This is a genomic window from Glaciihabitans sp. GrIS 2.15 (genome assembly GCF_035984695.1).
GTDB lineage: Bacteria > Actinomycetota > Actinomycetes > Actinomycetales > Microbacteriaceae > Lacisediminihabitans.
In genome coordinates this window covers 96595-108311 of record NZ_JAXCHU010000008.1, presented here as the reverse complement: position 1 = coordinate 108311, position 11717 = coordinate 96595, and the positions used below count along the sequence as shown (strand labels likewise).

Sequence of the window (11717 nt, the reverse complement as noted above, 5' to 3'; positions counted from 1 at the left end):
GCGATGGCGTTCTTCTCGGTGCCGATCCGCTAGCCGATCGACGCGACAGAGCGCGCCTGTGGATAACCTCGGCACCGGTGCGACTCGTCGATCCATGATGTGGGGATGTCTACCGCCGTCGCGCTGATCGCCGAGCAAGTGCGGGAACGGGTGCGTCGCGACGGGGTCGATCTCGGCGGCGACCGGCACCGGCCGGACCACACCGTCGTCGATCGCTACGTGCGCGAAGAGGTGCGGCGCTACAGCGAACGCGCCCTCGGCGGCTCCCTGCCGATGCTGCTCGATGAGCATCAGGCTGCCCGCGAGATCGTCGCCTCGATCACCGGGTTCGGGGCGCTCCAGCCGTTCTTCGACGATCCGGACATCGAGGAGATCTGGATCAATGGGCCCTCCAAGGTTTTCATCGCTCGCAACGGGGTGCCCGAGCTCACGAGCGTGCTGCTCACCGATACCGAGGTGCGGGACCTGGTGGAGCGGATGCTGCAATCGACCGGCCGGCGGGTCGACCTGTCCTCGCCCTTCGTTGACGCCTCGTTGCCCGACGGATCGCGGCTGCACGTCGTGATTCCGGACGTGACGCAGCGGCACTGGGCCGTTAACATCCGTAAGTTCACCAAGCGCATCCGCGACCTGCAACGTCTGGTGGCACTCGGCTCGCTCAGCCATCAGGCTGCGGAGTTCCTGCGCATGTGCGTGCTGTCCGGGCAGAATATCCTCGTCTCGGGAGCGACCCAGAGCGGTAAGACCACGCTGCTAAACGCGCTGATCTCCGGGGCGCGCACCGGCGAGCGCATCGTCACCGTTGAAGAGACCTTCGAACTCGACCTCGCCGCCCGGGATGTAGTGGGCATGCAATGTCGCCAACCCAGCCTCGAAGGCACGGGCGAGATCACGCTGCGGCGGCTCATCAAGGAAGCCCTGCGGATGCGCCCCGACCGGCTCGTGGTCGGCGAGGTGCGCGAAGCCGAGTCGCTCGACCTGCTCATCGCACTCAACAGTGGGCTGCCCGGCATGTGCTCGATCCACGCCAACAGCGCGCGGGATGCCCTTGCCAAACTCTGCACTCTTCCGCTGCTGGCCGGGCGCAACATCGACTCGTCGTTCGTCGTGCCAACGGTCGCGGCATCCGTCGATATCGTCGTGCATTGCGAGCTCACGCGCAATGGCCAGCGCCGCATCACCGAGATTCTGGCCCCGAGTGGCCTCGTTACCGGCGGCATTCTCGTTGAAGCGAGCCTGATCTTCGGCCTGCAGCGTGGCATTCTCACTGCCACCGGCAGCTATCCGATGCGAACCGCCAAGTTCGACGCCGGCGGGTTCGACCTTGCTTCGATTCTGGCAGGGCTGGCCGCATGACTCTTACCCTGGCGCTCGGGCTGCTTCTCGGATTCGGGATGGTGCTCGTCATGTCGCCCTTCGCCTGGCCGACCTCGGGTGCGGGTCGCGAATCGTCGGCCGGCAGGGTCGGGATGCTGCGCCAACGGCTCGCTCAAGCTGGGCTGCATTCCGTGTCGCTGACCGCCCTCGCCGCCGTCTCGGTCATCGGAGGGCTCTCGGTGGGGGCGCTCATGTTCGCGATCGTGCCCGTCGCGGTGATCGCCCTCATCGCTGGTCTTGCGGCGCTTGCTCTGCCCGTGGCGATCGTGCAGTGGCGGGCGCACGCGCGTCGGCGGGCAGCCCGCGTGCTCTGGCCCGACATCGTCGACCACCTCGTATCGGCGGTGCGCTCGGGGCTCGCGCTGCCCGACAGCGTCGTGACCCTCGCCCACACCGGCCCGGCACCGACCAGGGAAGCGTTCGCTGACTTCGAGCAGGACTACCGTGCCACCGGCAATTTCGGCATCTCCGTCGACGCACTCAAGGCGCGCCTGGCCGACCCGGTGGCCGATCGCATCCTGGAGACGCTGCGGATGTCCCGCGAGGTCGGGGGAAGCGAACTCATCACCGTTCTGCGAAACCTGGCGTCGTATCTGCGACAGGAGGCGGCCATCCGCTCGGAGATCGAGGCGCGGCAGTCCTGGGTAATGAACGCGGCGCGACTCGGAGTGGCCGCACCGTGGATCATCCTGCTGTTGCTGGCCACGCGTCCCGAAGCGGCCGCTGCCTACAACACCGCCGGGGGAGTGCTGCTCATTGTCGGTGGGCTGCTCGTCACCGCAATCGCTTATCGGCTGATGCTCGCGCTCGGCCGCATCCCTGAGGAGCGCCGATGGTTCGTCTAGACGCGCTCTCCGGATGGGGTGTGCTCTGCGGAATCGCCCTCGGCGTCGGTCTGTGGTCGCTCGCGAGCCTCATGCCCCGGTTGAGTCGGCCGCGGCTCGCCACCCGCGTCGCGCCCTACGTCGTCGACGTCTCTGCGGGCGCGCGCGAACTCCTCTCCCGTCGCACCGTCGATCCGCTGCCGGTGGTCGGTGCACTGTTCGCACCCGCTTTCGCGCGGCTTCGATCAATGCTCGGATCGGTGCTCGGGGGGAGTGCGACTATCGAGCTGCGCCTGCGGCAGTCATCCTCCGCCCTCACCGTCGAAGCGTTCCGCTCGCGTCAGCTGGCCTGGGGCATCGGGGCAGCTCTCCTCGGGCTCACCGTGCCGCTGGCCTTGACTGGTGTACAGCCGATCGCGCCGGCCCTGGTCGCCGCGATCGTCGTGGTGGCAGCCGTATCCGGCATCCTGCTGCGCGACCGGCTACTTCAGCGCGCAGCAGCGAAGCGGCTCGCCCGCATCACCAGCGAGCTACCGACCGTGCTCGAATTCCTCACCCTCAGCCTGTCGGCGGGCGAGGGCATTCTTGATTCCCTTCGTCGGGTCGGCCGTGTGAGCCGCGGGGAGCTCGCTGCGGAGCTTTCCGCCGTGGTCACCGAGGTCAACACCGGGGTGCCGCTCGCTGAATCGCTCACCGTTCTCGCCGCCGGGATGCGCCTACCCGCCCTCAGTCGCTGCGTCGAGCAGGTGACCGGCGCCCTCGAGCGCGGCACACCGCTGGCCGAGGTATTGCGCGCGCAGGCCCAGGACGCCAGGGATGACGCAAAGCACGAACTGCTCGAAGTCGCGGGAAAAAAAGAGGTGGCGATGCTTGTACCGCTGGTTTTTCTCATCCTGCCGGTCACCATCGTCTTCGCAATTTACCCGGGCATCTTCGTGCTCCAGTTCGGCCTCTGACAGCGCATCACCACACGAAAGGACAACCATCATGGACACGATCCGCCAGCGGCTCGCCCGTGCGATCCACGGCGACCGGGGGGATGTTCCGGGCTGGGTGCTCATCACCCTCATGACCGCCGGACTCGTCATCATCATTTGGGGACTCGCCGGGCCCGCGCTCAGCGCGGTGTTCCAGCAGGCGATCCAGCGTGTCACCGGCTTCTGATCCGTCAGGGATGGGTGCCGTGCACTATCTGAGATCGATCTTGCGAGAGGATGCCGGGTCCGCCGTAGCCGAATTCGTGATGGTCGGAGCGCTGCTCACGGTGCTCACCCTCTCCGTTATCCAGTTGGGGCTCGCGCTGCACATCCGCAATACTGTGCTCGATGCGGCATCCGAGGGTGCCCGGTTCGCCGCGCTCGCCGATAGCTCGCTCGGTGAGGGCGTGGCCCGCTCCCGCGACCTGATCACCACGACCATCGGGCCCGGCTATGCGACCGACGTGAATGCGACCTATGGCCGGTACCTCGGTCATCCGTCAGCGATCGTCACCGTTCGCACGCCGCTGCCGCTCATCGGCCTGTTCGGTCTCGACGGCGGGCTGGAAGTGAGCGGCCATGCAGCGGTGGAGACTATTCCGTAGGGCGATCGCTGAGGATGTGGGCACCGCCTCACTCGAGTTCGTCACCGCCGGCATGATCCTGTTGCTGCCGATGGTCTATCTCGTGCTCACGATGGCCGCGCTGCAGGCCGGGTCGCTCGCCGTAGAAGGAGCCGCGCGCCACGCCGCGCGGGTCTACGTGCAGGCGCCGGATACCCGGGATGCCGAGGCCGAGGCCGAGCGGGCGATCCGGTTCGCGCTCGCCGACTACGGGCTCGATCCCTCGGAGGCGAGCGTGGGGATCTCCTGCTCACCCCGCCCCGCCGACTGCCTTCGGCGCCGCGCCATCGTGACGATCACCGTTGAGGTCTCAGTCGGCCTCCCGCTCGTGCCGTCCGCTCTCACCATCGGCGGGCCATTGACCGTCCCGCTCCGATCGACCGCGACCGAACAGGTCTCGCGATTCTGGGGTGCGCCGTGACGGTACGACTGGGGCGACTGAAGGGTGAGGAGGGCTCTCTTTTGCCGCTGACAATTTTCTATGGCTTCCTCTCGCTGGTGCTCATCCTGCTGGTCGTCGCGGCGACCTCGCTCTATCTAGAGCGCAAAAGGCTCTTCACGCTCGCGGATGGCGCGGCCCTGGTCGGCGCGGAGGCCTTCGCCCTCGACGACGTGTCGGTCACCGCAGGCGGGCCCCGCCCCACTCTCCATTCCGCGGAGGTGCGGTCGGCCGTAGCGGCGTACCTCGATACGGTGCCGCACGACCGATTCGAGTCGCTGCACCTCGAGTCGGCGACCACGACCGACGGCAGAAGTGCCACCGTGCAGCTCTCGGCCTACTGGCGTCCGCCGGTGGTATCGCTGCTGCTGCCCGAGGGCATCCGCCTCGACGTGACGGCCCTGGGACGGTCGGTGTTCGGCTGAGCCCATCATCGTGAGCGGCTCGGGTTTTGCCTTCGCCGTTTTCGTCGGCGGGTGGGCTGCGGAGTGGACCGCTCGCAGCCGCCCGGCCATGGCTGAGCTCCTGGTGGGAACCACGCCAGCGGGGATCATGCTGGGAGCTTGGGGGTGACCAGCATGAGGGCGTGACGGCTGCGGTACTGTCGGAAATTATGGAGGAGAGTCCCGACCGCACAGCGCACAGCAATGACGCAACAGCGGGCGTCATCTGGGATGTGCTGGTCGTCGGAGCCGGCCCCGCTGGCTCATCCGCCGCCCGTGTGGCGGCCGAGGGCGGGGCATCTGTGTTGCTCATCGATCGTGCTCGTTTTCCGCGCTACAAGACCTGCGGCGGGGGCCTCATCGGAATCTCGCTCGACACCCTGCCTGGCTCCGTTTTGGCGACCGTTGAGCATGAGGTGCGGGAGGTGCGCTTCTCGTTGCGTGGCGGTGCGCCGCGGACGCACCGCCGGGCGCTTCCGTTCCTCGCGCTGGTGCAACGCGAACGCCTTGATGAAGCCCTTGTCCAGGCGGCCATTGCCGCTGGCGCACTCTTCCGCGACTCCGTGGTGGTCAAGTCGGTGGAGGAGTCGGATGGGCTCGTCACCGTCACCACGGATGGCACACCAGAGCGCGCCAGGGTGGTCATCGGCGCGGACGGCACGAGCGGCCGCATCGGGCGTTATGTCGGGGTGCAGAACCGTGGTGTTGATCTGGCTCTCGAAGTGGAACTCTCCCGCACGCCGGAATCCCGCGCCTTCGATGGCAGTATCGCCTTCGACTGGGGTTCGGCTCCCGGGAGCTACGCATGGGTCTTCCCCAAACAGGAGGTGCTCACCGTCGGAGTCATCCAGGCGAAGGGCGAGCCGGAGCAGACCCGTGCCTACCTGGACTCTTGGCTACGAACCACCGGGCTCGACCATCTCGAGACCGAACGAAGCAGTGGTCACCTCACCCAGTGGAGGGCACCCGACTCCCCGCTGCGCCGTGGATCCGTGCTGGTGGCGGGGGACGCCGCCGGCCTTCTCGACCCGTGGACCCGCGAGGGCATCTCGTATGCGTTGCGCTCCGGATGCTGGGCAGGCGAGGCCGCCGCGGCTGCGACCTCTGGCGACTCAGTGAGCGACGCTCTTGAGACCTACGCCCGGCGGGTTCTCCGGGAGCTCGATCCAGACATCCGCGCCGGTGAACGCCTTCTGCACTTCTTTGAGAAGCATCCGCGGATCGTGCACTTCGCGCTCGCACATTCCGGCACGGGCATGAAACTGTTCCTCGCGGTCTGTGACGGTACGAAGACGCTCGGGGGAATCCTGGCTCATCGCCTCCCCAGCCGGGCTCTGCGCGTGTTCGGCTCGTGAACTCGACGGATGCAGCGAGGCTCCTTGGAGTCACTCTCGATGCGACGAGGGGGGAGATCGAGCGAGCCTTCACGCAGCGCGCACGGATGTCGCATCCCGATCGCTTCACCGGAGTCTCGTCGGCACAGTCCCAGGCCGCGGCAGCAGAGTTCATTCGCGCCACTGAGGCGCGCAACCTGCTCCTGCGCCTGGCGGCCGAGCGCGTGGGGGCAGACCGGGGGAGGGCAGACGCGGCGGCAGGTCCTCCCCGCATCACCGAATCCCTTGTGTACACGTCCGCTCCCATTGCCCGCGGGGTGCCTCGGCGCAGTGGTGCCGCCACGATCTGGACCTTCCTGCTGCTGGTAGCGAGTGTCTTCAGCTTCCTCGGTGGCACCTTGCCGCTTTCGCCCTGGAACCTGCTGTTGCTGGTGCCGCTCGACGTCTGCGCGATCGCCTTTGCCCGAACGAGTCGGCAGAGTGCTCTCGTCGGCACGCTCGTCTTCGGGGCGGTCAACGCCGCCGTCGCGGTTGCGATCGCCTCCTTCGGGTCGCTCGTCGCGCTGGAGATCCTGCTCGCGCCGGTGATCGCTCTCGTGGTGATCGGCCAAAGCCGTCGTCGGCATTTGCGCTGAACGATTCTGGCGCGACCCGTCAGCAGGAGGGAATTCAGCGCGGGTGACGTGGCGAGTAGCGCGGCACATAGCGCAGCAGCACGCCGGCGCCGACGAGTCCGACCACGCCGAGAACTCCGCTGGCGAAGGCGATGGAGACGGCCGCAGTGAGCGCCGAAAGGACGAGGGGGGAGACTGCGCCGCCGGCATCCGCGGTGAACCGCCAGGCACCGAGGAATGGCGCGGGGTTGGATTGATCGGCGAGATCGGCGCCGAGGGTCATGAGGATGCCGCTGCCAAGGCCGTTGGCGATGGACATAAAAACTGCCGCAGCAATGAACCACGGCACTGCGGAGGCGAGGTCGTGAGTGATCGCGAGCACGAGGTGACCGACGCCAAGTCCAATCATCGATGGCATCGCGCTCCACAGTCGCCCGAATCGATCCATGATCTGGCCGCTCGCATAGAACAGGCCGAAGTCGAGGGCACCGGCCGCTCCGATGATGAGGGCGGTCTGGGCGTCCGGGATTCCGATGCTCACCGCCCAGAGCGGCAGGATCACCTGGCGGCTCGCCCGCATCGCCCCGACGAGGGCCGCGCCGGTTCCGAGGCGTGCGAGCACCGCTCGACTCGCCCAGACGGTGGTGAACAGTCCGACGGACTCTGCGGCGACGAGCGCGCCATCCTCACTTTTCGAAGCGGGCACACGTTTCTCGGCCAGGGCTTCGGCGGGGTCCCGCAATACGAGTAGCAGCACTGCTGCGCCGACGCATCCCACGATGTGAACCCAGAACACCGATTGTGTCGAGCCGGTGAGGTGGATCACTGCCGCGGCGATGAACGGGCCGATGAAATAGCCAAGTCGGAAGGTGCCACCGAGGGTAGACAACGCTCGCGCCCGGAAGTGCCGAGGGACAAAGCTCGTCATGAAGGCGTGCCTGGCGAGGGCGAAGACGGCAGTGGACAGGCCGATCGCGAAGATACCGAGGCCGAGCACCCAGGGGTTTGGAGCAGCGAGGGAGGTCACCAGCCCGACGATCGAGAGAAGCGCCGCGTAGATCATCGCCGTGCGTTCACCGATGCGGCTCACGATCCAGCCGCTCGGGATGTCGCCGAACAACTCGCCGAGAAGGATCATCGACGCGATGACACCGGCGACGGCGAGTGAGGCGCCGAGGCTGTTGGCTACCTGCGGAATGATCGGGATGATGGCGCCCTCGCCCACCGAAAACAGCAGCGTCGGCAGGATGGCTGGAAGCGCGATCGATCGAAAGCTGAAGTCCGGCGCGCTGCTGCTCATCGGTCTAGAGGCTACCCGCTCAGGAGGCGAACCGCGGCACCCGGTAGGCTCATTGGCGACATGGACGAGCTCGATTTTTCTGAACAGATCGCCGACCTCCGCTCGACCTTCGCGGACATCCGCGCCGTCGTTGGCGTGGAGAAACTCCAGCGCGAGATCGCGCACCTGAGCGAGCAGGCCGGGGTGCCCGATCTCTGGGACGATACCGACAAGGCCCAGAAGATCACGTCCGACCTCAGCCACCGGCAGGCCGAACTCGCCAAGATCGTGAGCATCCAGAGCCGCCTTGACGACCTCGAGATCATGGTGGAACTTGCGAACGAGGAGGCGGATGTGTCGGCCGCGGCCGATGCGCAGACCGAACTCACGAGCATCCAGAAGCTCCTCGGAGAGCTCGAGGTGCAGACCCTCCTCAACGGCGAGTTCGACTCGCGCGCCGCCGTCGTCACGATCCGTGCCGGTGCCGGCGGGGTGGATGCCTCAGATTTCGCCGAAATGCTCATGCGCATGTACCTCCGCTGGGCCGAGCAGCACAACTATCCCGCGAAGGTGCTCGACACGAGCTATGCGGAAGAGGCAGGGATCAAGTCGACCACTATCGAGGTCGACGCGCCCTATGCCTTCGGAACGATGAGCGTAGAAGCCGGCACCCATCGCCTGGTGCGCATGAGCCCGTTCAATTCGGCAGGTAAGCGCCAGACCAGCTTCGCGGCGGTCGAGGTAATTCCGCTCATCGAGACCACCGATGTCGTGGAGGTGCCTGAAGGCGACATTCGCGTGGATGTCTTCCGCTCAAGTGGCCCGGGTGGCCAGTCGGTGAACACCACGGACTCTGCTGTGCGCATCACCCACATCCCCACCGGCACGGTCGTGTCGATGCAGAACGAGAAGAGCCAGATCCAGAACCGTGCGGCAGCGATGCGTGTGCTGCAGTCCCGGCTGCTGCTGATCGAGCGTGAACGCGAGGCCGCGCAGAAGAAAGAACTCGCCGGAGTGATCACCGCGAGCTGGGGCGATCAGATGCGCAGCTATGTGCTCGCGCCCTACCAGATGGTGAAAGACCTGCGCACGGATTACGAGGTCAACAACCCGACAGCGGTCTTTGACGGCGACCTCGACGGTTTCATCAACGCTGGCATCAAGTGGCGCAAGCGCGACCAAAGCTAGGGTAGCGGCGAGCCAGCGAAGGGTGGCATGCCGCATCCGCAGCTCTGGCGCACGATCAGGGTCGTCGTGTGGAGAGTGAACTCCGATGATTCGACTGGGGCGAGGAGTCGATCGATCGCTTCGCGTGCCATATCCGTTACCGGCTGCCGCACAGTGGTGAGGGCGGGCCAGCTGTATTCCGATTCCGGCGACCCGTCAAACCCGACCACCGCGATTTCGCCGGGAATGTTGATTTCGCCCTCGTGCAGTGCCCTCAACACGCCAAGCGCCTGCATATCGGAACTGGCGAAAATGGCCGTCGGGCGGTCGTCGCGCGCCAGTAGGGCCTGTCCGGCCGCGTATCCGCCCTCGCGGGAGTATCCCGCTGGCTCCATCGGACCAATCGGAATACCTGCGGCAACGAGCGCATCGCGCCATCCCCTCTGGCGCTGGTCGCCCGGTCCGAGTTCTCCGACATAGCCGATTCGGGTGTGGCCGTGCCAGATCAGGTGCCGAACTGCCTCCGCGGCGCCTTGGTACAGATCCGGCCCGATTGCGGGGATACCGTCGACGGCGACGAACTGATTGAGGAGCACGGTGCGGATGCCGGTCTCTGCGATTGCCGACAGAATCGGAAGGCTGACCTGCGCGGATACGAGCATGCCGTCGACCTGCCGAAGTGCGAGGCTGCGGATGCCCCCTGCCACGTCATCCGGCGGTCCGTCGAAGTTGACCATGATGAGGGCGTACCCGTTGGTCGCTGCGGCGTCTTCGAGGGCATGGCCGAGTTGTGCGAAGAACGGGTTGCTCGAATCCGGCACGATGACGCCGAACATCTTCGTGAGTCCGACCTTGAGAGTGCGGGCCGCGGCGTTCGGGCGATAACCGAGCACACGGATCGCCTCCAGCACGCGGGCCCTCGTCGCCGGGGCCACATGCCGCGGCCCCGAGTTCACCGTATAGCTGACGACGGCGGAGCTCACCCCGGCATACCGCGCGACGTCCGCACGGGTGGCACGACGGGTCTGGAGGGGATCGATCGAAGTCATCCGTCATTTCTCCCACTGGCCGATCGTCCGGACCCGCCGGTGCGGGATGAATCCGATGCTATCTTCGATTCCCGCCGCTATTTGGCAGGCCCTGGCGCGGCGAAACGGCTAGCGCAATGCGGCTAGATTGTGGCGACCCCCGACGAGCCGATCGGCAACGACGGTCGAGGGAGCGATTCTGGGGCGTCTCCGAAATCATTGATCGGCAAGCGCACACCACCCTGCAGCGCAGATTGGTGCGCGACGATCCCGGGAAGGGTGAAGCGTGCGGCGACCCACGCGTTGACAGGAGGAATGGTGCCAGTCATGACGGCAGTCACGAAGTCGTCAGCGAGAAAGTGATGACTTCCCTCATGTCCGTCGGGGGCACCGAGAAATGAGTCCGGCAGACGGGTGATGTCGTGCACGGCGGCGTGGCCGGAGGTGAATGAGGCTCGAAGTTCCGGCGCGACATGCGCGAGTGTGGCATCATCGGCATCCAGTGTCCGCCCGGTGGCGAGCAGGCTGGAGACGTCTTCAACGCCTTCTTTGTTCTGCCAGACCGAGATCTCGGCGAGCTGCTCGAAACTACCTTCGGTGCCGAAGAACCGAAAACGGGATTCGCGGATGTGCGAGGGATACCCGACGCGACGCATCTCGTTGATTCTCATTGATCCTCCACCCGCGAGTTCAAATAGGGCGGTGGCATTGGAGAAATCGTTGTCGAACATGCTCGTCTCGCGATCGAACACCCCGTCGCCGCGGTCGTCGGTCACGCCGATGCAACTGACGCTGACCGCGTAGGTCGGAAGGGCGCCGAGCACTCCGCCGATTGAGTGGGTCGGGTAGAGCATCGGCGGGTAGCTCGCGGTGCGCTTCCATTCGTCCCCACCGCTGTAGGCGTAGGCAGCATAGAAGCCGAGGTCCATGTCATGGACGTAGTCGCCCTCGGCGTAGAACACCCGGCCGAACGCCCCCTTCTCGAGTTGCCCGCGTGCATAGACGGTCGCGGGATTGTAGTAGCTCGTTTCGCCCATCATGTAGGTGAGCCCGGTCTCGGTGACGACATCGATGATCTCGGCGATCTCGTCCTCGGTGATGGCCATCGGCACTGCCGAGTAAACATGCTTTCCCGCGCGCAGCGCTTGCACCACCAGGCTCCCATGGGTCCACCGCTGGGTGAAGATCGCAATGGCGTCCACATCATCCGAGGCCAGCATCGAATCGAAATCGGGGAAGACGCCGTCGAGATCCTGTTCGGCTCGAAGCTCCTCGGCGCGCTCTGGCAGCAGATCGGTCACATAGACCCGCGAGACACCGGGATGCCGATCGAAGAGCGTCGAAAACTGTCCGGCGAACTGGCCAGCGCCGACAATACCGATGGAAAACGTCATGGGTGAACCTCTCTGAAGGTGCTCGCGAGCGAGCTCGGTCTATCGCGCCCGACGCCGCCCCTCTGGGGGCCGGAACCGACGCAGCACAGCGAGTGTAGTACGGGAATCTACTTGTGTCACTGCAGTAAATACAAGTGCACACCCATATGAAATAGACCAAAATCGAAAAGTATTGCATCGAATGGTCTACTCGTGTAACTTTGCGCCACAAGGGACAG

Annotated in this window: 13 protein-coding genes; 10 read left to right on the top strand and 3 right to left on the bottom strand. The window is 65.9% G+C overall.

From position 1 onward, the window contains the following. Window positions 1-105: 105 nt before the first annotated feature. The 9 genes from RCH11_RS12615 (at window position 106) to RCH11_RS12575 (ending at window position 6652) form a co-directional block, all read left to right on the top strand. A complete protein-coding gene (locus RCH11_RS12615; protein WP_327057368.1) occupies window positions 106-1356 on the top strand; it encodes a CpaF family protein in 1251 nt (416 codons plus the stop codon). Beyond that, on the top strand, window positions 1353-2222 hold the full coding sequence (locus RCH11_RS12610) for a type II secretion system F family protein (protein ID WP_327057367.1): 870 nt from the start codon (window positions 1353-1355) through the stop codon (window positions 2220-2222). The genes RCH11_RS12615 and RCH11_RS12610 overlap by 4 nt, the downstream gene beginning before the upstream one ends. Then, the gene (locus RCH11_RS12605; RefSeq protein ID WP_327057366.1) at window positions 2210-3157 is read left to right on the top strand and encodes a type II secretion system F family protein; all 948 of its coding nucleotides are present in this window, start codon (window positions 2210-2212) and stop codon (window positions 3155-3157) included. The genes RCH11_RS12610 and RCH11_RS12605 overlap by 13 nt, the downstream gene beginning before the upstream one ends. Before the next feature lie 31 nt (window positions 3158-3188). Then, window positions 3189-3365 carry a hypothetical protein gene (locus RCH11_RS12600; RefSeq protein ID WP_327057365.1) on the top strand — a complete coding sequence of 59 codons (177 nt, stop codon included), beginning with the start codon at window positions 3189-3191 and terminating at the stop codon, window positions 3363-3365. A 19-nt stretch (window positions 3366-3384) separates the two neighbouring features. Further along, a complete protein-coding gene (locus RCH11_RS12595) occupies window positions 3385-3783 on the top strand; it encodes a TadE family protein (RefSeq protein ID WP_327057364.1) in 399 nt (132 codons plus the stop codon). Continuing rightward, window positions 3758-4222, top strand: a complete 465-nt coding sequence (locus tag RCH11_RS12590) for a hypothetical protein (RefSeq protein WP_327057363.1) — start codon at window positions 3758-3760, stop codon at window positions 4220-4222. The genes RCH11_RS12595 and RCH11_RS12590 overlap by 26 nt, the downstream gene beginning before the upstream one ends. Beyond that, window positions 4219-4665 (top strand): pilus assembly protein TadG-related protein, encoded by a 447-nt coding sequence (locus RCH11_RS12585; protein ID WP_327057362.1) that lies wholly within the window; start codon window positions 4219-4221, stop codon window positions 4663-4665. Before RCH11_RS12590 ends, RCH11_RS12585 begins: the two co-directional genes overlap by 4 nt. A 161-nt stretch (window positions 4666-4826) precedes the next feature. Beyond that, window positions 4827-6038 carry a geranylgeranyl reductase family protein gene (locus RCH11_RS12580; protein ID WP_327057361.1) on the top strand — a complete coding sequence of 404 codons (1212 nt, stop codon included), beginning with the start codon at window positions 4827-4829 and terminating at the stop codon, window positions 6036-6038. After that, window positions 6035-6652, top strand: coding sequence for a J domain-containing protein (locus RCH11_RS12575; RefSeq protein ID WP_327057360.1), 618 nt, complete (start codon window positions 6035-6037; stop codon window positions 6650-6652). The genes RCH11_RS12580 and RCH11_RS12575 overlap by 4 nt, the downstream gene beginning before the upstream one ends. Window positions 6653-6686: 34 nt before the next feature. Here the strand turns inward: RCH11_RS12575 and RCH11_RS12570 are convergent, their stop codons facing one another. Further along, window positions 6687-7931: an MFS transporter gene (locus RCH11_RS12570; protein ID WP_327057359.1), complete on the bottom strand. Its 1245-nt coding sequence runs from the start codon at window positions 7929-7931 to the stop codon at window positions 6687-6689. A 60-nt stretch (window positions 7932-7991) separates the two neighbouring features. Between RCH11_RS12570 and prfB the strand changes: the two genes are divergently transcribed. Continuing rightward, window positions 7992-9098, top strand: coding sequence for a peptide chain release factor 2 (gene prfB, locus RCH11_RS12565; RefSeq protein ID WP_327057358.1), 1107 nt, complete (start codon window positions 7992-7994; stop codon window positions 9096-9098). On the opposite strand, the gene RCH11_RS12560 is transcribed toward prfB, so the two are convergent. Both RCH11_RS12560 and RCH11_RS12555 read right to left on the bottom strand, forming a co-directional pair. After that, on the bottom strand, window positions 9095-10126 hold the full coding sequence (locus RCH11_RS12560) for a LacI family DNA-binding transcriptional regulator (protein ID WP_327057357.1): 1032 nt from the start codon (window positions 10124-10126) through the stop codon (window positions 9095-9097). The two genes, prfB and RCH11_RS12560, sit on opposite strands and share 4 nt — an antisense overlap. A 122-nt stretch (window positions 10127-10248) precedes the next feature. Then, window positions 10249-11499, bottom strand: a complete 1251-nt coding sequence (locus tag RCH11_RS12555; protein WP_327057356.1) for a Gfo/Idh/MocA family protein — start codon at window positions 11497-11499, stop codon at window positions 10249-10251. Between the last annotated feature and the right edge of the window lie 218 nt (window positions 11500-11717).

Coding starts and splice junctions, on each gene's coding strand:
- RCH11_RS12615 (WP_327057368.1), top strand. CDS start 106: ATGTCTACCGCCGTCGCGCTGATCGCCGAGCAAGTGCGGGAACGGGTG.
- RCH11_RS12610 (WP_327057367.1), top strand. CDS start 1,353: ATGACTCTTACCCTGGCGCTCGGGCTGCTTCTCGGATTCGGGATGGTG.
- RCH11_RS12605 (WP_327057366.1), top strand. CDS start 2,210: ATGGTTCGTCTAGACGCGCTCTCCGGATGGGGTGTGCTCTGCGGAATC.
- RCH11_RS12600 (WP_327057365.1), top strand. CDS start 3,189: ATGGACACGATCCGCCAGCGGCTCGCCCGTGCGATCCACGGCGACCGG.
- RCH11_RS12590 (WP_327057363.1), top strand. CDS start 3,758: ATGCAGCGGTGGAGACTATTCCGTAGGGCGATCGCTGAGGATGTGGGC.
- RCH11_RS12570 (WP_327057359.1), bottom strand. CDS start 7,931: ATGAGCAGCAGCGCGCCGGACTTCAGCTTTCGATCGATCGCGCTTCCA.
- prfB (WP_327057358.1), top strand. CDS start 7,992: ATGGACGAGCTCGATTTTTCTGAACAGATCGCCGACCTCCGCTCGACC.
- RCH11_RS12560 (WP_327057357.1), bottom strand. CDS start 10,126: ATGACTTCGATCGATCCCCTCCAGACCCGTCGTGCCACCCGTGCGGAC.
- RCH11_RS12555 (WP_327057356.1), bottom strand. CDS start 11,499: ATGACGTTTTCCATCGGTATTGTCGGCGCTGGCCAGTTCGCCGGACAG.